Genomic DNA, 19,266 nt, shown 5'->3' on the forward strand with positions numbered 1-19,266 from the left:
TGAACGGACTCTGCGCAGCGGCGTGCAGACAGTGGGTGATACCCCGGCGAGTCCATTCCTAAAATTGCTTCTCAAGCCTTCTACTGCCCAGTAACGGCAGTTTCCGGCGTTCTCGATACCTGTTGGTGAGGGCAGTCGCAATCCGCGGCTGTTTTGGGTCATTTGTCGGTTATATGTCAGTGATGAAGTCGCGTCGTTGTTCCATCTTTTCGCGGTCAGTTCGTCGGTCGTAATGTCGATCGAGGATGCTCGAGGAGACGTCGCACCGATCGCTCACGATCTCCTCGGGAACGTCCTCGCGAAGTTGGTACGTGATCGAGCCCCGGCGGATCGTATGCGGTGAGAGGCTACTCGGACACGTCGAGTAGTGGCTGTACACCCGCGCCTCGCAGTCGTCCGGGTCCCGATCGTGGGGACACTCTCGGTACAGGCACGGCTGCGTTAGCCGGTACACCTCCGAACGGATCTGTCCGGCACTCAGGCGCCCTCGGTCGCTCGTCAGCAGTGGCTCGCGGCCGTGCTTGTCGACGACGTCGTGCCGGTGGAATCGGATGTACTCGTCGACGACGTCACAGTAGTAGTCGTCGAGCGCCATCGGCCGCTCCGCCGGTCCCTTGTTCTTCAGTGGCGTGTCGGTGTCAGGGCGGTGGCGAAGCCAGACGCACTGCTGGTCCGGCTCGTAGTCCTCCAGGTCGATCGCCCGAAGGCCGCCGAGACGAATCCCGGTGTGCCAGAGGACGGCGATGATAACGTGCTCGCGGCTCGCACGGTGGTACCGCTCGAGGTAGCTCAGAATTTCGCGCGCTCGGTCCTCGTCGAGCAGTTCGTCACGAGCCTCCTCGTCACGGTCGACGTCGGGGAGTTTCACGCGCTCGCGCATGCCCGGCTCGACGGCGTCGATCGACGCGCAGAACTCGAGGAATACGCGAAGCGTCGCGAGCTGGCCTCGCAGGGTGACCACGTTGACGTCCTCCTGTCGCCAGACGCGGTAACGGTGGAGATCGCGCCCCGTCAGGTCGTTCAGGTTGTCGATTCCGACCTCGTTGCACCACTCGACGAAGGCGTTCAGTCGGTAGCGGTGGTTCTGGAGCGTCTTGCGACTAACCTCGAGTTCGCGATGAGAGGCGTAGAGTTCGAGCGCCTCCTGGGGAGCGAGCGGCTCGAGATCGTCACTCATCCAACCAACCCCCGTCAGCGAGCAGCACCGGCTTTTCACCGACCTCTTCGTACTGCTGCTCGAGCTTGCCCGCGCAGTGGTGACAGACGTAGCCGTCGGGGGTGACGACCTCTTTCCAATTCTTGCAGCCGGGCGTCTCGCAGGTGTAGAGGTTCGAACCGCCATCGGTGACCGCGACGGTCGTTTCACCGCAGGTCGAACACACTGACGCCGTGCGAGAGCGGTAGTCGTCCGTCTCGGTTCGGTGGATCGTCTCGCCTTCGCAGACGCGACAGTCGCGCTCTTCGTGCTCGATCTGGATGTGCTGCTTCTCGTACTCGTAGACGGCCATCAGCGGCCCTTGCTCGAGGACGTCGTCGGGTGTCGCATCGACAATGTGCTCAGGAAGTTCCTTCGTCTGTCCGCCGTCGCAGCGCAGCTGCGCGCAGCGCCGACAGACTGCCTCGTCGAGTCGGGCGTCGTACCCCTCTCGACACGCGCCGCACGCACAGCGAGCGTCAGAACTATTCGTAGGCGATGCCTCTTCGGTCGCGTGGGGGACTGACCCCACAGTGATTCCAGAGTTCATACTGGCTCTACGGAACCACCTTCTGGGCGGCGTGCCAGCGCCGCCCGGTCTCACCTACCAACAAGAGTCATCTTCACCCGATTCGGTAGTTCCTACTCACCCCAATGAACGCCTATTACATATACGTAACGATGAACCTAATCGGTAGCACAGGCTCTTATACATAGAATACCGAACAAAAAGGTGTGTGTCGTACCAAGAGTTGAGCAATGAGAGAATCGGGAACGTGGATGACGATTTGGGACGATCGCATCCTCGAGTATCTTCGTGAACACGAGGGGGCGACAGTCGGAGAATTGACCGATAGCGAGAGTATTCGAGTCTCGAATGCACACGTTTCCCGGCGTTGTAAGAAGTTGGCCGAGCACGCACTCTTAACGCCTATCGGGAACGGCGCGTACATCATCACCGATCGAGGAGAGGCCTATCTCGATGAAGAGTACGACGCCGAGAACGAGGTGTTCCTCAACGGAAACGGTGCGAACGACGGACCAACTGCGAGCGGTACCTCTCAATCCTAATGAGCCGAAAGCCTGCCCGCTGGATGTGCACGCTCGACGAGCGGATTCTCGAACATCTTAACGACGATTCATGGTCTACTCCTCGGCATATGGCCCGCGTGATGAAGTTCGACGCCTCTCGTCATCGTGTTTCAGAACGCTGCTGGATGCTCGCGCAGGCTGGGTTTATTGCTCCGCTCTTTGAGGAGAGCAAGATGTATGAGATCACTGGTGAGGGACAGCAGTATCTTGAGGGTAAACTGGATGCTGAGAATAGGCCGAGGCCTTCGCCCCAGGCGCTTCGAAGTTAACGCCCTCCAATAGATTCTTTTAGACGAAGCTTCGACAAGAAGTAAATGGAACAAGATGATTTATCTGACATTCAAACCAACGCACGAAGTCAGAATTTAGTCCGAGTTATCGAACGCTTTGTTGAGACGCTAAACGAGCAAGCTGGTGAAAAACACGCTGCAGATGTTCTGCTTAATGGAGCTGTCTTACAGGGAAAAGCACTGGAACAGAAGCCAGAGCGATTTATCGAAGAGCAGTTAGTTGATCCGGTAATGCGCGTCCTCGGTTACGAGCCGCGTTTTCAACCCACTGGCTTCAATGGACTCAGAGGTCGGTACCCAGACTTCACAGCTCTAAATCTGGGAGTCACCAACTTCGGTGAAGTGAAAAAGCCGGGCAAAATCCAAAGTGCTCGACGGGAGTCATTTGAATACCTGAATAAAGCCACTGACCGCCCAATCGCTGGAATCGCCACGGACGGCTTCGTCTGGATCCTCCATACCGCAACGGAACCTGGCGAACAGCCGACGTACACACATCACGTTGCACTTCATGATCTCTTCCGAAAGATTCGACTTGAGCAGACTCAGCCAAACGCTAAGCGTCGATCTCGGACACACCTTCGTAGCCTTTCTTCGGATTTTGTAAGCCAATTCAATAACAAATATGTGAAAGAGTTCTTCCAACGAAATGACGACAAGGTCTGATTGCCCTTATTTTGAAGAGAGCATGTGTATGAGATCACTAGAGTGGAGCAAAAGTATCTTGCGCGACAGCTATATGCTAAGAATTGGCACGACCGCCGCCTCAATTGCTCCGTGAATTAGGTGATTTGTTTGTTTTGAATTGGTCTGTTCTCTCTAACTGGAGTACTCTCTCTCGTACCTTTTTATAACAAATGTCAAAAAAGAGGATACCTGGTGCAAGGTCATTATTAGGTAATCTTGATCAATTCTCTCGTGTCGTTTTCGGTCACCACCTGTTCTTTGAACACCGATTTGAATCCCCGAAGAGATTTTTTGCCACTCTGCCACCATCTCGTCATTCGGTTTAAATAGCCCCTGGTTCCTCATCTCTGAGAGACATTTTCCTACAGTCGCCTCACTATCATCTACCCATCCTTCTAGATCTACACAGATTTTTTGACAAACGCTTTCTAAGCTGTTGTACAATTTTTCAGGCACCACATATGTGAACGTCTCATTCTTATAAAGGTTCCAAGCCTCATTGTACCCCTCTAAAGGCTCTTTCCATGTATCACCCAGGGATAGAATTCTAAGCATTTGATCGGATTCGATTATCGTTTCATCGGCAAGTTGCTGAAAGTATATTTGACTATAGTCCTCAGTTCGACTCCATTCTTCAGAAACTATTTCGCGAGCAGAAGGCCTCATTTGAATGAGAATTCCCTCCTCAATTAATGATCGGTCAATTTTTATTGCTAACTCAACCAACGTATTGGTCGAGTAGGCCCAGCTGTTACTAAACCCGTCTGATTGTGTCTTCCTCCATAGTGTGTTCAACAAATACTCCAAATAATCCAAAACATCATCTTGATCTCCGGAAAGAAGGAATTCATACTGAGACTCATTTATCCTTAGATTGCTTCGGAATTGGACCGGTTCCTTCCCAGTATACTGAACATAAGAATCAAATGCAGACCGAATATCGTTATCCTTCACAAATTTTAAAGAATGGGCGATCCGCTTTCTTGCAACCTCCGTTAATTCTTCGTGTATTCGAGGCTCAGGTTCACTGTTACGCTTGCTCCAAACGTTAATATCCCACATTAGACCGATGTACAAGTTTCCTCATCATAGTCTTATGGATTAGATATTTCTAACTTATAACCACATCACTTTCTGCCGCTCCCGCTGCTGCGCCTCTGGACTGTAGCTCCCTCTGTAGTGCTCTAAGAAGGTCTCGAGATCGTTCCACCCACCCCAGTCACACACTAGTAGCGGATCAACATCAGCCGAGGCGAGCGCAGTCGCCCAGGTCCGCCGGAGATCGTGGAACCCGAGATGTGACCAACCGGCGTCACTAGTCTCCTCGTGCAACTCGTCGGCAACCGATCGTACCCACCGCCGGAGCGAGCGCGTGCTCGCGATCTCGACGAGCGGTGCGCTCGAGGAGGCATCGCGAACATCGTCGATCGTTCGGATGGTCGTTGCCAAGTCACGCGGGACGGGCGTCTCTCGGAACTTGTCGCCCTTCCCGTGCCAGACGCGCAGCACTGTCCCGGCATCGGTGTCGACGACATCCTCGGGGGAGACATCGAGCACCTCGTGGGAGCGCAGCCCGCAGCGCGCACCGAGCGCGAATGCTGTTCGCTGTTGGGTTCCATCCGCAGCCTCGAGAAGTGCCGTCACTTCGTCTTGACTCAGCCACACCTTCATGTCGTCGCGTTTCTCGTGCTGTTGTAGGTTCATTGTGTCCGGTATCCTCGCATCCCGGACAACATTCCGCGAAAACCTAGGTTTTTCGGTGGGGTTCGCGGGGGTGATCGGGCCGAATCTGTCCGAGATTACGGGAGAAGTCGGACGCAGTTTACAGCCCTGTTGGCCTTCTCAAACGAATTAAATACTTGCTGCTGTATCTATCCCTCTATAGCCTGAGAGCAAACTAATTGAACACCATCGTACTTTCTTCTCATTTCTTGAACTAGCTTTCTATCTCGCTTATCCAGTTCTTCAGCGAGTGTGCTTGGTTTGATATTCAATCCATCTTTCTTCGCTCTTGCTTTTATAGCAGGGTTCTTAAAATTCCGATAGATATTCCCCTCCTCATCTTTTTTTCCTCCTGTAATTGTGATTTCGCAGTAAACCTCTCCAGTCATGATCTCAGTCAAATCCTCATGTACCTCCTTGATTTCACCACTTACCTCTTCTTCAAACGATACAGATTCCTCTTCAAGTTCAGATTCAAGTGTGTCTTTGATTTCCCTGAATGCCTCCCGAGTATTGCGAACTGATTGTTCAAATTCTTCTTGAGCCTCCTCCAGTTCTGAAATCATCATTTCTATTCGTCGAGGATCCATAATCAAGCCAAGATATCGATTGACCAAAAATCCTACCATTCTCTCAAATACATTGAGAATCGGACACTGCTCGTCCAACCCTGGGAAAGTTCTCGGACACGGGCCCACAACCAAACTTATTGCAAATCCACCTCTTTCTCAGATATAATATGAGCCCAAAGAAGGATTCTCCTGAGAATTCCTCCTCAGGTCACTTTGAAGAGTCTATGCAGTCCTTCGCAGATGCGTCACTTTATGTTTTGAAGGGGAGCAGTCATGCTTTTTGGGGATTTTGGGAGTGGGTTCGTGAAAAGCATCCTCTCGTTCAAGCAATTATTGCCCTTCCAATCACTTGGCTCCTTACCGAAATTGCTGGCCTCTTTGCAGAGACCTTCTATTCCACATTCTGGGGACGTGAAGTCATCATTGATGGAACAATTCATGTTTCTAATCTTCCTGTCCCAGTTAGTGTTGCTATCTACTTCCTGCTGGTGATAACAGCAGTGACTATGTTCTCCGCACACATGAATTATCGAGAGATAGAGAGGCTGAAGAAGGAGATCGCGAAAGACTCCGAAGATTGAATCACGTCCGAGTTTAGAGGAAAACTCGGACATCACAATCGTCTCTAACGCATCAAAACCTGTTACCACCATAATGAAACACTTAACAACTGCATGGGTATGATTTCACTTTCACTCTGGTGTACAAACGTTTTTATCGTAATCGTTTGTATTGTTCTATATGGCAGACGACAAGCGATCGAAAAAGGGAGAAAAGAAAGACAACCTAATCAGCGGCCAAGACGAGAAAGCAAGAGTTTCCGAAACGTCCGAGGAAGACCCTCGAGGTAGCAGTAGTAGTGATTCAGATGAGTGACGAAAAAGAACGCCGAAAAAAGGGGGAAGGCAAAGAGAAGAAAAGACGGACTCATAACGCAAAGGTCTCGAAAACGTCAGAAGGTGACCCTCGTGAGTCGAAAAAAGGTAAAGAGTCCGATGGCTGAGGAAGAATCTAACAAAAATAAGGAAGATGAGAATAGAGATTATGATGCCTTCAGCTCGAAAGTTAAGAACACTTCTGAAAACGACCCTCGATACGATGCGAGAGATCTCCGCACACTAGATAATTCTGAAGAAAAATCGGAGTCAGAAAGTAAGAGTCAGGAAGACTCTAAGTAAAACAGTGATTTCTCTTCCGACCTTCAGCTTAATATATTCTCTTTTATTTTTAGTACCTGGGTTCTTCACATATAAGTATTCTCGCCATGTTGGTAGGATAACAAAAGAAGTTGATAATTTTGACAAAGCTATTTATACTGTTCTGGGAAGTGGCTTAGCACTCTCCGTTAGTATTGTTTTGGTGACTATTGTCAACTCAATCCACAATAATGAGCTTTGGATTCCTAATACAGAAATCGAACTATTATCACTGGCAGCAATTTACATAATAACAATACCAATCTCGATAATCGATGGGTACGCCCTTGGACATATTATCCGATGGAGGGTCCATGAAGGTGATGACATTCGTAACGAATCCGTCTGGAGGTTAATAGCATACAATTCAGAAGAGCCTACTCGTGTTACAGTCTTCACAACCGATAATAGCGAAATATGGGGCGAGATCTACACCGTAGACTTAGAACCTCATGGAAAAGATTTGTTTCTCAAATACCCCTTGAGAATTGTGCGGAATGATGGTGGTCAAGTAGTTGAAAAAATTGAGTTAGGAGACTACACTTACATTTCTGAAGAGTCTATTTCACAGATACATTATGAAACAGATGTTGAAATGTAATACAAATGACTACCTCTTCCCTCCTCCATTATTGTAATTTGATGACCTTTCGTACTTATTTAGTTTGTCTTCGAATCAGGGCTTCTCGGACACCCTTCTCAGAGCAAGTTGATCGGAACCCGTGCTCAGTCCAGAGAAGGCAATTACTCCGCCGTCGGTTCTTCAGAAAGATCCTCAAAGCCGCCTGCTTGTAACACTTGTCGAATATGAAAATCCTTCTCTGAAGGTTCTTCTATCTCTAGCGCGGACTCAAGATGCTCTTTACACTCATCACTGAGCTTCACCATATTCTCCGTCAAAAACGGATTAGTTATATAATTTATGTTATTCGGAGAGAATATCCAAGCGATATGAGTATTCGCTTCTAATCAATGCATACACGTACCTAATCGAAGTGAGAACCCCAAATAGGATTCTCGGTCATCAAAATCGTCAGAACGGCCGCCCCTGCGTAAGTCCACCCGACCCGACCATCTGATTGACGTGCTCACCCAGCTGGATACCACCGATGTAGAGCCCGGCCGCCGACGGGAGCACTCGCTCGCCTCCGATCCACATCTCGAAGTCGAAATGTACAGGGTACTCCTGTTCGGGCTCGTTCTGCGGAATCACCAGCGTTAGCGGCACGTAGAGCGTGTTCTCCGACGAGTCACGGATCAGTTCGCCGATCGCGTGCTCGATCGCCGGATTCGTCTCGCTCCAGCTCTCCGCGACGACGTCGTTCCGACCGACCGCGTCCGGGTAGATGTTGTTCAGCTCCACGACGACGTCGAACACCAGCGGCCAGTACATGATGCCATTCTGGGTGAAGTCCTCGATCGTCGACGTCGAGATGGTCCCGTCAGACGAGCACGTCAGCGAGACGTCGTTGCCGTCGACGTCCCGAACGTACGGCTCGGGCAGTTCCTCGAGCGGAACGTGGCGAACCTCGCGGTCATAGATCGGTTCGTCGCTCGTCTCGGGAATCTCCGTCTCGGTCCCCACTTCCGTGTTCAGCAGGGCGACGTCGTCGGCGTCGATCCGCGTTACTTCCGTCCGCGACGGGGGCACCTCGCTCTCGTTGAAGGGGTCGACGAACTCGACCAGCTGCTCTTCGCTGTACGTCTCCCACACCCAGCGGAACAGCTCATCCATCCGCATCGGCTCGGAGAACGAGCCCTCGACGATCGCGTACTCAAGCGGGTCCGGCTCGTCCTCGTCGTCATCAACGTCGTCCTCAGTCTCGACCCATGTGACCGTCGGGTTCGAGGGGCCGGTCACGGCGATGTTGTCGACGATCTCGGGATTCAGTCTGAAGACCTGCCTGAACTCCTCGATCTCCTCGCCGATGTTGCCCATTACTCGGGTTTCGAGTGAGTAGCCGGGGGCCAGCGTAGCGGGCCACACGTCGATTCCGTTGTCAATCCGCAGACCGTGGCTCGAATCAGATAGTCGTTCGATGTAGCCCCCATCTTCGTCGTAGAGTCGGACGTTCTCAAGTTCGAACGTCGAGAGCGTTCCCGAGTCCGCGATTGCGGTCACGTCGAGCGAGAACATAATGCGCCGATGGAAACGGGTTCGTCGACTCATCGAGAACGAGCCGCTGGGATGGCTTGCCTCGATCTCGATCACGCCGCCGACGTCGTTGTGATCGACTGAATCGAGAGTCGCCCGATGCTCGTACTCGTAACGGGCATTCTCGTTGCGCTCGTCAAAGATTGAATCGTCCGTGTGGACCGCGTCGACCGATACCTCGTCGGGATCGTAGCTGATCCGGGCCTCAAAGCTCTGGAACGGCTCGGGCGAGTACCGGATTGTGAACTGCCCGTTTGTGCTCTCTCCGGGCGGGAGACAGCCGAACGATGTGAGAGAGGCGAATCGAGATTCTGGATTTGTGCGCCTTCGTGTCGATCGCGTCGAGGAGGTGCTGCTTCCTTCTCCTTCTCCCTCCCCATCCTCGTCTTCGTCGTCCTCGTCTTCGTCGTCCTCGTCTTCGTCGTCTTCTTCCTCCTCCTCCTCCTCCTCGTTCTCGGGGTGTTCGGGGTCAGGAACAGCGTTAACGATCTCCTCAGCGTTTGTCGGGCAGTTATACGTCACGTCCACCGAAATGAATATCAGGCCCGTCGAGGAGTCGACGGTAATATCCCCGGTGTCGATCTCGATCGAGCAATCCTCTCCCATCCCGTAGACCTCGAACCCTTCCCAAATCGAGGGATCGTCTGAGTAAATGGCGATCGTCTGCTCGACCGTCACCGGCCACTCGTCGGCGTCGACGCCATAGGCGTCTTGCCAGTCGAAATCTGCGTAGATCGGAGCCCCAAGCTCCTCGCTAAATCGGATCTCGCTCTCGATCTCCTCGGCGTCGTCTTCGTCGAGGTGGTCGTAGGCGTCGGCGATCCCGTCAACCATCAACTCAATGGCGGTCCCCTCGCCCATCTCGGCTCGGGCTCCGGGCTCCCCAAGTGGTCGCGATTGAGCAAAGTCGTAATCTGGATAGAAGAAGCCGCCCACCAAATCTATGTGCTCGCCACCGGACCCCGACGCGTCTGGTTCGTCCGATAGCGTCGTCACCTCCCGATCGAAGCCGAACGGGAAAAAGACCCCCTCGGTTTCCATCTCCTCGCCGCCCTCGCCGTCTCTCGACTCCGCATCTGACTCCGCAAGTGTCCGCTCTTGAGCAAAGTCGTAATCTGGATAGAGGATACCGCCCACCATGTTCACGGGCTCGCCACCGGACCCCGACGCGTCTGGTTCGTCCGATAGCGTCGTCACCTCCCGATCGAAGCCGAACGGGAAAAAGACCCCCTCGGTATCCATCTCCTCGCCGCCCTCGCCGTCCGTTAGCTCTGGGTCTTCCGAAAGGCTCCGTTCATCGCTTGAGAAGTCCGAATACTCGAATCCCATATTACTCGGTCAGGAAGATGTGACCTACCCGGCCCCCATCAGTTGTTTGAGTGCCAAGGGTAGTGTCGAAATAAGTCTCTGGCTCCTGCCCGACCCCCTCATCAATCAGATCAACAACGCCGGTTTCTTCCGGCTGAAAAAGAAGCCGGACCTCGGGATCTTCAAAATGAGCCTCCGGGCTGCCCCAGCTATCCTCGTCCTCCCCTAAAGCAGCGTAGAACTGGTGGGCGACGAGATCGACATCCTCAGTGATCAGGTAGCTTGCGTCTCCGGTAGCGGTGAGGTGAGTAACTCCGTTCGCATCTGGGAACTGGTAATTATAGAGCCCAACATCCTCGTGGCTAAACTCCGCGTCGTCTATTTCCTCCGCGATCTCCTCGATAACCTGCGAAAGTCCATTTTCGACTAGATCAGGTTCGTTGTACGGGTCTGACCAATCCCCAAACACGTCAGGGAGTCCACGGGGCTGAGAGGGGTCCCTTCCGAAATTCTCGTCATTGTCAAACCATGCGAGTATCCAGCCATCCGTCTTTACTCGGACGTAAATAGTGACCGAATCGCTCCACGCCCGAGAGAGTGTGTACTCTCCATCGAACCCGTTTGCTGCACTGTTGAACCCGGAGAGTCCACCCACCTCATTAGCGATGCGAGGGGCGTCGATCTCGGTTGCCTCTCCGTCATCGAGGGCGTTCCAGTAGGCGATCCAGCCGATCGGGTCCGTGTCTAAGTCCGGTAATTCCTCTGGCATCTATCGGTCCTCCGTCTCTCCGCTGATAGCCGCCGCGGGCGGCTCTGAAAGCTGTTTACCGTGCTGTGCGTCCGTCTCGTCGTCGTTGTGATCGGTCATGGGAAAATGAAGTCTCGTTAGGCGAAGGCGGCGACCTTCACCTGCGTCTCGCTACTGTCCGAATCCGGGAGAGAGAACCGCGCCATCGACGAGTTGAGTCCGCCCTCTGGTGCCGGAACGAATGGGTCGGCCTCGCCCGGGTCGAGCGGGATCTTCCGGTGGTCGCCGGACTGGCGAAACGACACCCGAATCGGCTCGTCGAAGCCCCAGACCATCACCGAGCGGGCCGGGAAGCCCCAGTTCAGCGTTTGCTCGGATTCGCGGTGTGAAGTGATCGCCAGCGGTGCCTCGGTCGTGAAGTATTCCGCCTCCTGGTGCTCGGGGCGATCGTCGCCAGGGAACGCCGCCGAGCCCCGGTTTTGCATCTGCATCTCGATCAGCAGCGCCAGCAGCAGCGAGTCCGTCGTGTTCTCGAGGGACTGGTAGATCCAGTTGTTCGCCCGCTGCGGGAAATACTGGTCGAGCAGTGCGTCGTACTTGCTTCGCGTCGATGGTCGTGGAATACCGCCTATCTCGTTACTCATGTCTCGCCTCGTCTTCGCCGCCGTCAGTCGCTACTTGCCGCACGTCCCTCCGTAGGTCCCGCAGGGCGTCCGTGTGTTCGGAGATTGCCTCAAGCCACGATTCGCGCTCTTCGCGGCGTTCGTTGCGCTCCTCTCGATACAACCGTAGCATCAGCAGGAACGCCGCAATTGGGAAGCCGACGTTCGTGATGATATCGATGCCCTCCATCTCAGTTACCCCCGGACGGCATCTTGTCGAGCAGCTGGAGAGCGACCACCGCGCCGACGAGAATCAGCAGCAGCATGATTGTGCTGTTCAGGTTCCCGATGATCGGTAGGTCCGAGTCGCCGGTCGAACCGCCGAGCCAGCCGGCAGCGACACCTGTCGCCGCGGCTCGCAGGCGCGTTCCCGCCAGGACTGTCGCGATTGGAACCGTCATTGCTTGCTCATCAGAACGACGAGCACGATCGCGACCGCCGCAGCCGCGAGCAACACGTACTCGTCGGGAAGCGTTTCATCGCCCGAGCCACCGAAGAGCCCGCCGACGATCGGCAGGTCCGCCCCGATCGACCCAAGCGAGAGCCCAGCCGTCCCGGAGGTGATCGCCGCCTTCAGGGGCGTGCCAGCGAGCACGCCGGCCAACGGTACCGCCATCAGAGGATCACCAACAGAAGCACGGCAGCCGCGGCGATCCCGGCCAGTGCCAGCAGCTCCTCTTCGGTCAGTAACGGCACCTCGTCGTCGGGGGCGTCCGGGTCGTCAGGGTCGGATCCGCCGATTCCGGGAAGCGCCCCTGAACCGGGGACGAGATTGCCCAGCCAGTTCGTGGGCTTGATCGCCTCGCCGATGTCCTCGAGCGTGTCCGAGCCGTCGATCGGCGAGAACCAGTCGATGTCACCGGTGTCGCCGGTCGGGTCGTCGAAAATCGGTGTCGTTGCCCAGTCCCAGGCGTCTCCACCGACGTCGGTCACGCCATCCCAGGCGCCGGCGAAGTCCGTCGAGCCACCCCAGACATCGCCACCGATGTCGCTCACACCGTCCCAGGCGTCACCAGCGGCGTCGGTCGAGCCGTCGAACCAGTCGCTTCCGACATCTGTAACGCCGTCCCAGGCGTCGCCCACGCCATCCGAGACGTCGCCGACGTTCCCCGTGAACCCGTCCCAGATGTCGCTACCTGCATCGGTCGCGCCGTCGACCCAGTTCCCTGGGGCGTCCGTGACCGCGTCGCCGATGGTGCCAAACGGCATCGTTATCGCCCCTGTCTGGCCGTGAGCCAGACGTTGATGATAACGAGCGTCAGGTTCGCGATCGTCAGGTACAGCACGAGGTCGTCCTTACAGATCGGATCGGTTGTGGTCGGAGCGCCAGTACCGCCGCTACTGCCCTCCTCCGTCCCCGTGTCGCCGTAGGGCTGGATGAGTGGGTAGCTCATAGATCACGCTCGGTTGACGATATCGTGCGCCACCGCACGCGAGAGCCCGTCGACGTCCTCCTGCGCCTGAACGTACGGTAGCGAGAGGATCGCGTTTCGGGCACGCGTCCCGGTCGCCTCGTCCTCGAGCACGACCGGGTACTCGGCATCGACGTAGATGTTCAGCTTCCAGTCGGTCGGAATGACGCGCTGAAACTCCGAGTCGCCGACGTCGAACGTGCGCGGCTGCTCGTCCTGGTCGCGCTGGTGCATCAGCGCCAGGGGCTCCTCGAACACGCGTTCGTGGACGGCCCCGTGTGACGACGGCGCCTGGCGCTCGATCTCGAGTTCGCAATCGTCGCCGCTGATGTAGTAGACGGCCAGCTCCGTCTCCTCCTCGCCGTCGTCGAACTCGAAGCTGTCTGCGTCGTAGTCGACACTCTCGGGCGAGATACGCTCGCCGTCGGCGAACAGCAGCAGGTCCTTGGACTGGGGACTCTCGACGAGATCGTGGCCCAGCTCGAACGTCTGCGGCTCGGCTTCGCCTGCCGTGTCGAACGTCTCGAACGCCGGGATGGCGATCCGTAGCGGGCGATCGGCCCGCAAGACCATCGGATTCGGCGCTTCGAACGTCGCGAGCAGTGCCTTCGACCCGGCCGGCGCGTCGTAGTGTTCGAAGCTGTCGCGCTCGAGGCGGGACCGGGTCCCCGTCATCGAGGACAGCTGGTTAGTGATGGTGTCGAACATGGGTTACTTCTGGCGCTCGCTGAGCCCGCTGCGTTCGAAGTAGAGCTTCGACTCCTCCCAGTCGATCACCTCGTCGGTGTCGACCTCGACGGCGAACTCGTCTACGTCGCGGATGTTGATCGCCTCCCCCCGAAGTTCGTGCTTGACACTGTCGACGTGGGCGGAGTCCTGCTGCTCCGAGATGCTCTTGTTGTTCCACGTCGAGATGTTGTCTTCCTTCTGCGAGACCGTCTGAAAGCGGTCATCGCCGGGTCGGCGGGCCGTCAGGACGACGTCGGTGTCCGTCGGCAGTGAGTCGCCACTTTCGCTGACGAGATCGGCGTAGATCGGGATGCCCACCGCGTCCCCCTGTGGGACGGCGTTGCGGATCTGGAGGATGGTCCCGCGCTCGGGCTTCACCGTCATGATCGGGGTGAGCCGGTCGGGGGTGTTCTCGTGGAGTTCCACGATGTCGCTGTTGTGGTTCAGGTTGCGTCCCATCGGTCTATTCCCCCTCCAGGGCGTCGGTGACGCCGAGGCGGTTGGTCACGACCTCCTGCGCGACGAACACGCCGCCGCCGACGCCGAGTGCCTGGCGGGTGTTCCCGCTGAAGATGATTCCCGTCCCCATGATGGTCGCGACGCCGTACGCCTCGTTCGGGAGGGTGACGATGTCGCGGCCTTCGAGGAAGGTCTTGAGCATGTACGGGAGGAGGTAGCCCGCGAAGACGAGCACGACCTCCATCCACATCGAGAAGTCGAGGAGTCGGCCCACTTCCGAGCGCGCCGAGCCCGCGACCTGATCAGTTGCTACCATTGCGACCACTCAGACAGGCCAGACGGGCGTAAAACCCCTGCGAAAGGCTACAGAACGCGACTTTAGACTACAGCACTCTGCTGTAAGATGGCGTCACCAGCGGGACTCGTCAACAGCATAACCGCCTCCGCTCGCGACGTCTCGTGTCCGAGTTGGTCTTCCAGCTGCGCCTTGCGCTCGAGGAAGGTGTCGGCCCGCTCGCCCGTGAGTGTGATCTGTACCCTCATTCGTCAGCCTCGTAGGGAGATCGCAGCGTTTGGCCCTCGGTTCCGTAGTGCGTTGAGTGCATCACGACGTCACCCGTGTCGACGCGCTCGAGCAGCCCCGCGTCGTTGCTTCGAACCCACTCGCTGCCGACCGTGTCGCCCGCGTCGTCGGTGAACTTGCGGAGAGGGATGTTCTCGCCGTCGGCCTGGATCTCCGGCGGCAGCGACGGCGTCCGACTCGCTCGCGTATCGTGGACGTCGGCGGGATAGTCGACACTGATCTTGCCAAGGTCGGCCTCGCTCGAGAAGCCGCCCAAGATTTGCTCATCACACTGTGCGATGATCGTCTCGTCGAGCTCCGAGAGCCGTTGAGTGATCCAGATCGACGACAGTCCTTCCCCCCGGCCCGTGGTCGCGGCCTTCTTCGTCGCCTCGGGGTACTTGCCTCGTTGAGGCGCTGCAATGTGTGCCTCGTCGATCGCAGTCAAGATCCGCGCCTCGGGGTGGTCTTCGTAGAGCCGTCTGCATGCCGCGCAGACGGCCCCGACAACATCCCGCCAGTCGTCCCCGTCGATCCGGTAGCGCGGGATCACGATCCGTTCCAGGCGCTCGAGGACGGCCGCCCACTGCGCTGGCGAGAGGGCTGCTTCGTTCGGCCCAGCGATGTACCAGCCTGCCAGGTCTGTCGCCGGCTTGGACGGCGCCACTCCGTTGACGAGTCCCCGATACTCGTCTTTGTAGTCCAAGACGGCCGCGTAATCCTGCTCGGGAAGGTTTTTCTCGAGCCACAGCTGGGTGTTGAACGACTTTCCCCACCCGCTTTTCGCGCCCAGCAGGACCCGCGACATCAGTCCCTCCGGGCCTCGGGCTCGTCGGCTGGTTCGTCGAGTTCCACGACGGCGCTGTTCGCCGAAACGACGATCTCCTCGCCCTCTATCGCGGGCGGATCACGCAGCCGGTGGCTCGCCTCGAGCATGAGTGCGACGACGATCGCCATCGCGCCCCACAGCGCCCGCGACAGGCGCTCGTCACTCATCGGGAGCATGGACCACCTCCTGCTGGGTTTTGATCTCCTCGATTGCCTCGGTGGCTCGTTCGATCCCACTGCCGACCGCCTCGAAGTTGCCGAGCAGGATCGACGAGGCGACGTTCTGGCGCTGGCCGTCGGTCCAGATCACGACCTCGGTGACAAACGTCCCGACGTCGACGCCGAAGTTCCGGTTGATGTAGTCAGCGAGAATTTCGCTGCGGGGTCGCTCGTCACCCCGTTTGCGGTAGGCGGCTTCGATCTGGTCGATTTTCGCCACCCACTCGTCGCCCTCGAGATCGAGATAGCGGCGGGCCTTCTCCGGGTTGTCGAGGCGCTGTGCGAGCGCTTCGTCGAAGAAGAAGCCGGGGACGTCGTCGGACACGATCGCCTCGATCAGCCCCTTCATCGCGTCTTTGCGATCCTCCTTAGTGGGGAGATCGTCGACGGTGACGCCCTCGAGCCCGATCGCCTCGTGCAGCTGCACGACCTGGGTCAGCAGGTCGATCTCTTTCGAGGCAATCAGGCCGGTGATGATGTCGCCGGCTTCGCCCTGAATCAGGTTCGAGACCATCCCCTTCATCGCCTTCTGCTTCATCCCACCGAAGGGATTCATTCGAACACCCCCATCGCCGAGGTGACGATCTGCGGGTTCGACGCCAGGACGGCCATCGCGAACATCGTCGTCCCGATGAGCACGGCCTGTCCCGGCGGCAGGTCTTCGACGCCGCCGCGCTCGCGGATGAACTGGTTCATCGCGTCGTCGAGCCCGACGTCGCGAGCCATCTGGTCGCTGATCGGTTCGCCGTCGTGCTTCTCGATAACGGCGTTACTGGTCGCGACGAGGCCCTTGACGTACATGTCGCCGATCGTGTTTCCCCCTGGAACGAGGGCGGCACCAGCGTCGTCGGCGGGCTCGGGCTCGGCGTCCTCGCTTGCCTCCTGGTCGTCGGCTTCCTCTAGGTCATCGTCGATCGCGTCGAGGTCGATTTCGGCGGTCGCCTCTTCGGGGACGTCGGGCTTCTCTTCGTCGTCGCTTTCCTCCTGGTCGACGTCAGCCTCGGGCTCCGGCTCAGCGAGTGGTTCGTCGTCGCTCATTCGAAGAGTGGTACCTCGTTGGGATCGCTGTTGTTCTCCTCCTGGGGCTCGACGGCCGGCGCCGATGACGACTTAGCGCGGTGGACACGCCACAGGACGATCGCGGCGAAGACGGCGGCGATGATGACGACGGTCCACATCGGCGAGACGTTCGGGAGCGAGGGCGTCGGCAGGCTCCCGTTCGAGCCCCCTTGAGGGGGGTCGTCCGTACCCTCGTTGTCACCCTCACTGCTGCTATTCTGCTGGGTCTGCTGAGCCTCGTATTCGTCTTGAGAAACCATCTCGTCCTCGTCAGGGGTGTGATCCCCCTCGTTGTCACCCTCGTCAGGGTGGTCGTCGGACCCTGTACCCGCCTCATGACCCGGGTCGTCAGACCCAGGACCCGCCTCACTACCCGGGTCGTCGTCCACTTCAGGTGGGTCGTCCGAACCCTCGTCGTCCCCTGATTCAGGGGGATCGTGGGGGGTCTCCGACCCGGGTCCAGGGGCCTCGGGGGCGTCCCTCCAGGCTTTCATCTCTCTCGCTCGCTGGTGATCCTCGTCGCTCATCGCGGTGATGTGACCGATCAGCGCCTCCCGTGAGTCGAACGGTGGACTGTCGGTGATCGATTCGTCTTCGTGTTTGTCGCACCCCGTGACGGGGCAGTAGAATCCTGTCTCAGTCATGTTTACCAGTCGATGTCGGCCTGCGTGAGTTCCCGATCGCCGAGTTCCTCGAAACTGACCGGCGTCCGGCCGACCTCGGCGTGAAGTTCGTTGATCGCTGCGGCTGCTTCCTTCGCGTCAGCGAGCCCGATCTTGTAGCGGAGCCACTGGCTGCGAAGGACACCGTACACCTCGCCGGGAAGGTCGTCGGGATCGTCTGCCGCCTGGAGTGCCGCAACGGTGTCTTCGTCAAGCCCGCAGGCTTCGCGGAGGAACTCGCAGGCATCCGAGTCGCCTAGCTCACAGTGGTCCTGTGCATGGTCGCACTGCTCGCCGTGGGCGCCTTCGAGATTCCCGAGGTGATCGTCGACGTCCGTCTCGGCGTCGAGGCGATCGCCTCGTTCGTCGCGGGCGGCCCGCTCGGCGACTTCGCGGTGTTCGTCGACGCTCAGGGTCGTATCGTAGTAGGCGAGCCAGTCGTCGACGCCGTGCTCGGTCATCAGCCCCTTCACGCTCCGGGCGTGCAGCACGGTCGTTTCGGTGAAGTCGATCGAATCGCGTTCATGATCGGTGAGTTCGAGCTGGCCCCCGCGACTGCCGTGCTCACTGCGCCCGGCGCCCGCCTGGACGGTGGCGCGCTCGAGGACGTGGTCGGGCGTCGACGAGGCGAACGCGACCGTCTTCAGCCGTCTGTCGTCGTCTGAGCAGAGGTGTTCCTCGTGCTCCTCGCGAATGCTGTCGGCGGCGGCTTTGCTCCCGAACTCGATGCGCTCGGTCATGCGATCGGTCGGAACGACCCTGTGATATAGCGGGCGAGACGGCTGTTTTTCGTGACTCGGCCGTGGCCGTCGAACCCACCGTTTGGTTTCGACTCAGTAAGCGAGGAGCGCTCGAGGACGTCGAGCAAGTCGGGTTTGAGGTGCCACGATTTCTGCCCGGTTGGCGTGTCGACCCAGACGACGGGCCAGCCGTCGTCGAAGTAGTAGCCGGATCGGTCCGGCCCCCAGGTCGTCGCGACGATCGTCGCGAAGGCGATCGCGAGCAAATTGCGGTCGTGATAGACGTCGTCGATACATTTCTCGGTGGACTCGTCAGGTGGGTCCATATCCGCTAAACCGCCCTCACGTACTTGTTGTGTGACAGAGTTGGAACTCCAGTTGGTAGCCGAGTATCAACTGAGACGTGTATTTTTGTACGTAGGTTTCCTCCTATTGGATGTGATGACAACCGCGTCGGCTCGCGCCCAGCAAGCAGCTGAGGCCCACCGTGATGATGAGACGATTCCGTGCGGAATGGTTCGCGCCCAGGAGAACGGCAACAGCGTCTATTCGGTCCTTCCAAGTCCGTTCAGCGATAACGAAGGGATCGAGCAGGGCTCACCCTTGCACGTGGCCTATGATGTCGAAACGGGGTCGTTCATCGTGACGCCGATTGAGGGGTAAGTCGACTTCTCGTGGTCAGTACAGGGCACGCAAGTAACGGAATCAGTATTTATCCCCATTTAGTCGTCAAGAGTAATGTCTTGAATAGAGATGAGTTCATCATGGCGACTTTTCATCTCAAAAACGATGTACCGGCCGTTCAGTAGGTTGGTATAGAACGAGTAACCGAACACCCGTTTTCGTCCCAGGTAACTGTCACCAGAAAGCATTTACCGGTTTTCCAGAAGATGCGTTAATGATGAGACGACGAGATCTCCTTACAGGAATAGGGGTAGGTGCTGTCGGGATTTCAGGATGTTTGAGCAA

32 protein-coding genes are annotated in these 19,266 nt (G+C 57.4%); 8 read left to right on the top strand and 24 right to left on the bottom strand.

Going from position 1 to position 19,266, the window contains the following annotated elements; translation table 11 throughout:
• Positions 1-169 precede the first annotated feature (169 nt).
• Entirely contained in the window at positions 170-1,177 is a 1,008-nt protein-coding gene (locus OB905_11680) for a site-specific integrase (protein ID MCU4926633.1), read from the bottom strand.
• Positions 1,170-1,745 (bottom strand): hypothetical protein, encoded by a 576-nt coding sequence (locus OB905_11685; protein MCU4926634.1) that lies wholly within the window; start codon positions 1,743-1,745, stop codon positions 1,170-1,172. Before OB905_11685 ends, OB905_11680 begins: the two co-directional genes overlap by 8 nt.
• Before the next feature lie 209 nt (positions 1,746-1,954).
• On the opposite strand from OB905_11685, the gene OB905_11690 reads away from it, so the two are divergent.
• The 3 genes from OB905_11690 to OB905_11700 are packed head-to-tail and all read left to right on the top strand — an operon-like array spanning position 1,955 to position 3,243.
• Entirely contained in the window at positions 1,955-2,266 is a 312-nt protein-coding gene (locus OB905_11690) for a helix-turn-helix domain-containing protein (GenBank protein MCU4926635.1), read from the top strand.
• Positions 2,266-2,556, top strand: a complete 291-nt coding sequence (locus OB905_11695; protein ID MCU4926636.1) for a hypothetical protein — start codon at positions 2,266-2,268, stop codon at positions 2,554-2,556. Before OB905_11690 ends, OB905_11695 begins: the two co-directional genes overlap by 1 nt.
• Before the next feature lie 45 nt (positions 2,557-2,601).
• Entirely contained in the window at positions 2,602-3,243 is a 642-nt protein-coding gene (locus tag OB905_11700) for a hypothetical protein (GenBank protein MCU4926637.1), read from the top strand.
• Positions 3,244-3,396: 153 nt separating this feature from the next.
• Here OB905_11700 and OB905_11705 read toward each other — a convergent pair whose 3' ends face one another.
• The 3 genes from OB905_11705 to OB905_11715 all read right to left on the bottom strand — a co-directional run bounded on the left by OB905_11705 (position 3,397) and on the right by OB905_11715 (position 5,576).
• Positions 3,397-4,326, bottom strand: coding sequence for a hypothetical protein (locus OB905_11705; protein MCU4926638.1), 930 nt, complete (start codon positions 4,324-4,326; stop codon positions 3,397-3,399).
• 54 nt (positions 4,327-4,380) lie between these two features.
• Positions 4,381-4,968 carry a site-specific integrase gene (locus OB905_11710; GenBank protein ID MCU4926639.1) on the bottom strand — a complete coding sequence of 196 codons (588 nt, stop codon included), beginning with the start codon at positions 4,966-4,968 and terminating at the stop codon, positions 4,381-4,383.
• Positions 4,969-5,135: 167 nt separating this feature from the next.
• Positions 5,136-5,576, bottom strand: a complete 441-nt coding sequence (locus OB905_11715) for a hypothetical protein (GenBank protein MCU4926640.1) — start codon at positions 5,574-5,576, stop codon at positions 5,136-5,138.
• A gap of 149 nt (positions 5,577-5,725) precedes the next feature.
• Between OB905_11715 and OB905_11720 the strand changes: the two genes are divergently transcribed.
• From OB905_11720 to OB905_11735, 4 genes are all read left to right on the top strand, one after another.
• Positions 5,726-6,139, top strand: a complete 414-nt coding sequence (locus OB905_11720; GenBank protein MCU4926641.1) for a hypothetical protein — start codon at positions 5,726-5,728, stop codon at positions 6,137-6,139.
• Positions 6,140-6,299: 160 nt separating this feature from the next.
• On the top strand, positions 6,300-6,434 hold the full coding sequence (locus tag OB905_11725; protein MCU4926642.1) for a hypothetical protein: 135 nt from the start codon (positions 6,300-6,302) through the stop codon (positions 6,432-6,434).
• A 119-nt stretch (positions 6,435-6,553) separates the two neighbouring features.
• Complete coding sequence (locus tag OB905_11730) at positions 6,554-6,736, top strand: hypothetical protein (GenBank protein MCU4926643.1); 183 nt, start codon at positions 6,554-6,556, stop codon at positions 6,734-6,736.
• Positions 6,737-6,740: 4 nt separating this feature from the next.
• Positions 6,741-7,355, top strand: a complete 615-nt coding sequence (locus tag OB905_11735; GenBank protein ID MCU4926644.1) for a DUF6338 family protein — start codon at positions 6,741-6,743, stop codon at positions 7,353-7,355.
• A 432-nt stretch (positions 7,356-7,787) separates the two neighbouring features.
• Here the strand turns inward: OB905_11735 and OB905_11740 are convergent, their stop codons facing one another.
• From OB905_11740 to OB905_11830, 19 genes are all read right to left on the bottom strand, one after another.
• A complete protein-coding gene (locus OB905_11740) occupies positions 7,788-10,238 on the bottom strand; it encodes a hypothetical protein (GenBank protein MCU4926645.1) in 2,451 nt (816 codons plus the stop codon).
• A 1-nt stretch (position 10,239) separates the two neighbouring features.
• A complete protein-coding gene (locus OB905_11745) occupies positions 10,240-10,986 on the bottom strand; it encodes a hypothetical protein (GenBank protein MCU4926646.1) in 747 nt (248 codons plus the stop codon).
• 116 nt (positions 10,987-11,102) lie between these two features.
• Positions 11,103-11,609 carry a hypothetical protein gene (locus tag OB905_11750; protein ID MCU4926647.1) on the bottom strand — a complete coding sequence of 169 codons (507 nt, stop codon included), beginning with the start codon at positions 11,607-11,609 and terminating at the stop codon, positions 11,103-11,105.
• Positions 11,602-11,817: a hypothetical protein gene (locus OB905_11755; protein ID MCU4926648.1), complete on the bottom strand. Its 216-nt coding sequence runs from the start codon at positions 11,815-11,817 to the stop codon at positions 11,602-11,604. Before OB905_11755 ends, OB905_11750 begins: the two co-directional genes overlap by 8 nt.
• Position 11,818: 1 nt before the next feature.
• Positions 11,819-12,028 (bottom strand): hypothetical protein, encoded by a 210-nt coding sequence (locus tag OB905_11760; GenBank protein MCU4926649.1) that lies wholly within the window; start codon positions 12,026-12,028, stop codon positions 11,819-11,821.
• Positions 12,025-12,243 (bottom strand): hypothetical protein, encoded by a 219-nt coding sequence (locus OB905_11765; GenBank protein ID MCU4926650.1) that lies wholly within the window; start codon positions 12,241-12,243, stop codon positions 12,025-12,027. Before OB905_11765 ends, OB905_11760 begins: the two co-directional genes overlap by 4 nt.
• A complete protein-coding gene (locus OB905_11770; GenBank protein MCU4926651.1) occupies positions 12,243-12,836 on the bottom strand; it encodes a hypothetical protein in 594 nt (197 codons plus the stop codon). The genes OB905_11765 and OB905_11770 overlap by 1 nt, the downstream gene beginning before the upstream one ends.
• Before the next feature lie 2 nt (positions 12,837-12,838).
• Positions 12,839-13,021 carry a hypothetical protein gene (locus OB905_11775; GenBank protein MCU4926652.1) on the bottom strand — a complete coding sequence of 61 codons (183 nt, stop codon included), beginning with the start codon at positions 13,019-13,021 and terminating at the stop codon, positions 12,839-12,841.
• A 3-nt stretch (positions 13,022-13,024) separates the two neighbouring features.
• A complete protein-coding gene (locus OB905_11780; GenBank protein MCU4926653.1) occupies positions 13,025-13,714 on the bottom strand; it encodes a hypothetical protein in 690 nt (229 codons plus the stop codon).
• A gap of 36 nt (positions 13,715-13,750) precedes the next feature.
• Complete coding sequence (locus tag OB905_11785; GenBank protein MCU4926654.1) at positions 13,751-14,227, bottom strand: hypothetical protein; 477 nt, start codon at positions 14,225-14,227, stop codon at positions 13,751-13,753.
• 4 nt (positions 14,228-14,231) lie between these two features.
• Positions 14,232-14,543, bottom strand: a complete 312-nt coding sequence (locus tag OB905_11790; protein ID MCU4926655.1) for a hypothetical protein — start codon at positions 14,541-14,543, stop codon at positions 14,232-14,234.
• Between the two features lie 62 nt (positions 14,544-14,605).
• Positions 14,606-14,770 carry a hypothetical protein gene (locus OB905_11795; protein MCU4926656.1) on the bottom strand — a complete coding sequence of 55 codons (165 nt, stop codon included), beginning with the start codon at positions 14,768-14,770 and terminating at the stop codon, positions 14,606-14,608.
• Positions 14,767-15,597 carry an ATP-binding protein gene (locus tag OB905_11800; protein MCU4926657.1) on the bottom strand — a complete coding sequence of 277 codons (831 nt, stop codon included), beginning with the start codon at positions 15,595-15,597 and terminating at the stop codon, positions 14,767-14,769. Before OB905_11800 ends, OB905_11795 begins: the two co-directional genes overlap by 4 nt.
• Positions 15,597-15,785: a hypothetical protein gene (locus OB905_11805; protein ID MCU4926658.1), complete on the bottom strand. Its 189-nt coding sequence runs from the start codon at positions 15,783-15,785 to the stop codon at positions 15,597-15,599. Before OB905_11805 ends, OB905_11800 begins: the two co-directional genes overlap by 1 nt.
• Positions 15,778-16,392, bottom strand: coding sequence for a hypothetical protein (locus OB905_11810; GenBank protein MCU4926659.1), 615 nt, complete (start codon positions 16,390-16,392; stop codon positions 15,778-15,780). The genes OB905_11805 and OB905_11810 overlap by 8 nt, the downstream gene beginning before the upstream one ends.
• Complete coding sequence (locus tag OB905_11815) at positions 16,389-16,874, bottom strand: hypothetical protein (GenBank protein MCU4926660.1); 486 nt, start codon at positions 16,872-16,874, stop codon at positions 16,389-16,391. Before OB905_11815 ends, OB905_11810 begins: the two co-directional genes overlap by 4 nt.
• A complete protein-coding gene (locus OB905_11820; protein MCU4926661.1) occupies positions 16,871-17,539 on the bottom strand; it encodes a hypothetical protein in 669 nt (222 codons plus the stop codon). Before OB905_11820 ends, OB905_11815 begins: the two co-directional genes overlap by 4 nt.
• Before the next feature lie 2 nt (positions 17,540-17,541).
• Positions 17,542-18,297: a hypothetical protein gene (locus OB905_11825; GenBank protein ID MCU4926662.1), complete on the bottom strand. Its 756-nt coding sequence runs from the start codon at positions 18,295-18,297 to the stop codon at positions 17,542-17,544.
• The gene (locus tag OB905_11830; protein ID MCU4926663.1) at positions 18,294-18,623 is read right to left on the bottom strand and encodes a hypothetical protein; all 330 of its coding nucleotides are present in this window, start codon (positions 18,621-18,623) and stop codon (positions 18,294-18,296) included. Before OB905_11830 ends, OB905_11825 begins: the two co-directional genes overlap by 4 nt.
• 115 nt (positions 18,624-18,738) lie before the next feature.
• On the opposite strand from OB905_11830, the gene OB905_11835 reads away from it, so the two are divergent.
• Positions 18,739-18,960, top strand: a complete 222-nt coding sequence (locus OB905_11835) for a hypothetical protein (protein MCU4926664.1) — start codon at positions 18,739-18,741, stop codon at positions 18,958-18,960.
• The last annotated feature ends 306 nt before the right edge of the window (positions 18,961-19,266 follow it).

This window comes from Halobacteria archaeon AArc-dxtr1 (genome assembly GCA_025517425.1).
Lineage (GTDB): Archaea > Halobacteriota > Halobacteria > Halobacteriales > Natrialbaceae > Halostagnicola.

What these genes read in the sequence shown, in the direction of transcription:
- OB905_11760 (MCU4926649.1), bottom strand. Translation starts at nt 12,028, where the DNA reads ATGACGGTTCCAATCGCGACAGTCCTGGCGGGAACGCGCCTGCGAGCC.
- OB905_11685 (MCU4926634.1), bottom strand. Translation starts at nt 1,745, where the DNA reads ATGAACTCTGGAATCACTGTGGGGTCAGTCCCCCACGCGACCGAAGAG.
- OB905_11815 (MCU4926660.1), bottom strand. Translation starts at nt 16,874, where the DNA reads ATGAGCGACGACGAACCACTCGCTGAGCCGGAGCCCGAGGCTGACGTC.
- OB905_11725 (MCU4926642.1), top strand. Translation starts at nt 6,300, where the DNA reads ATGGCAGACGACAAGCGATCGAAAAAGGGAGAAAAGAAAGACAACCTA.
- OB905_11805 (MCU4926658.1), bottom strand. Translation starts at nt 15,785, where the DNA reads ATGAGTGACGAGCGCCTGTCGCGGGCGCTGTGGGGCGCGATGGCGATC.
- OB905_11830 (MCU4926663.1), bottom strand. Translation starts at nt 18,623, where the DNA reads ATGGACCCACCTGACGAGTCCACCGAGAAATGTATCGACGACGTCTAT.
- OB905_11780 (MCU4926653.1), bottom strand. Translation starts at nt 13,714, where the DNA reads ATGACGGGGACCCGGTCCCGCCTCGAGCGCGACAGCTTCGAACACTAC.
- OB905_11775 (MCU4926652.1), bottom strand. Translation starts at nt 13,021, where the DNA reads ATGAGCTACCCACTCATCCAGCCCTACGGCGACACGGGGACGGAGGAG.
- OB905_11835 (MCU4926664.1), top strand. Translation starts at nt 18,739, where the DNA reads ATGACAACCGCGTCGGCTCGCGCCCAGCAAGCAGCTGAGGCCCACCGT.
- OB905_11720 (MCU4926641.1), top strand. Translation starts at nt 5,726, where the DNA reads ATGAGCCCAAAGAAGGATTCTCCTGAGAATTCCTCCTCAGGTCACTTT.
- OB905_11690 (MCU4926635.1), top strand. Translation starts at nt 1,955, where the DNA reads ATGAGAGAATCGGGAACGTGGATGACGATTTGGGACGATCGCATCCTC.
- OB905_11800 (MCU4926657.1), bottom strand. Translation starts at nt 15,597, where the DNA reads ATGTCGCGGGTCCTGCTGGGCGCGAAAAGCGGGTGGGGAAAGTCGTTC.
- OB905_11825 (MCU4926662.1), bottom strand. Translation starts at nt 18,297, where the DNA reads ATGACCGAGCGCATCGAGTTCGGGAGCAAAGCCGCCGCCGACAGCATT.
- OB905_11750 (MCU4926647.1), bottom strand. Translation starts at nt 11,609, where the DNA reads ATGAGTAACGAGATAGGCGGTATTCCACGACCATCGACGCGAAGCAAG.
- OB905_11745 (MCU4926646.1), bottom strand. Translation starts at nt 10,986, where the DNA reads ATGCCAGAGGAATTACCGGACTTAGACACGGACCCGATCGGCTGGATC.
- OB905_11695 (MCU4926636.1), top strand. Translation starts at nt 2,266, where the DNA reads ATGAGCCGAAAGCCTGCCCGCTGGATGTGCACGCTCGACGAGCGGATT.
- OB905_11710 (MCU4926639.1), bottom strand. Translation starts at nt 4,968, where the DNA reads ATGAACCTACAACAGCACGAGAAACGCGACGACATGAAGGTGTGGCTG.
- OB905_11730 (MCU4926643.1), top strand. Translation starts at nt 6,554, where the DNA reads ATGGCTGAGGAAGAATCTAACAAAAATAAGGAAGATGAGAATAGAGAT.
- OB905_11785 (MCU4926654.1), bottom strand. Translation starts at nt 14,227, where the DNA reads ATGGGACGCAACCTGAACCACAACAGCGACATCGTGGAACTCCACGAG.
- OB905_11705 (MCU4926638.1), bottom strand. Translation starts at nt 4,326, where the DNA reads ATGTGGGATATTAACGTTTGGAGCAAGCGTAACAGTGAACCTGAGCCT.
- OB905_11795 (MCU4926656.1), bottom strand. Translation starts at nt 14,770, where the DNA reads ATGAGGGTACAGATCACACTCACGGGCGAGCGGGCCGACACCTTCCTC.
- OB905_11770 (MCU4926651.1), bottom strand. Translation starts at nt 12,836, where the DNA reads ATGCCGTTTGGCACCATCGGCGACGCGGTCACGGACGCCCCAGGGAAC.
- OB905_11755 (MCU4926648.1), bottom strand. Translation starts at nt 11,817, where the DNA reads ATGGAGGGCATCGATATCATCACGAACGTCGGCTTCCCAATTGCGGCG.
- OB905_11820 (MCU4926661.1), bottom strand. Translation starts at nt 17,539, where the DNA reads ATGACTGAGACAGGATTCTACTGCCCCGTCACGGGGTGCGACAAACAC.
- OB905_11765 (MCU4926650.1), bottom strand. Translation starts at nt 12,243, where the DNA reads ATGGCGGTACCGTTGGCCGGCGTGCTCGCTGGCACGCCCCTGAAGGCG.
- OB905_11700 (MCU4926637.1), top strand. Translation starts at nt 2,602, where the DNA reads ATGGAACAAGATGATTTATCTGACATTCAAACCAACGCACGAAGTCAG.
- OB905_11680 (MCU4926633.1), bottom strand. Translation starts at nt 1,177, where the DNA reads ATGAGTGACGATCTCGAGCCGCTCGCTCCCCAGGAGGCGCTCGAACTC.
- OB905_11790 (MCU4926655.1), bottom strand. Translation starts at nt 14,543, where the DNA reads ATGGTAGCAACTGATCAGGTCGCGGGCTCGGCGCGCTCGGAAGTGGGC.
- OB905_11740 (MCU4926645.1), bottom strand. Translation starts at nt 10,238, where the DNA reads ATGGGATTCGAGTATTCGGACTTCTCAAGCGATGAACGGAGCCTTTCG.
- OB905_11810 (MCU4926659.1), bottom strand. Translation starts at nt 16,392, where the DNA reads ATGAATCCCTTCGGTGGGATGAAGCAGAAGGCGATGAAGGGGATGGTC.
- OB905_11715 (MCU4926640.1), bottom strand. Translation starts at nt 5,576, where the DNA reads ATGGATCCTCGACGAATAGAAATGATGATTTCAGAACTGGAGGAGGCT.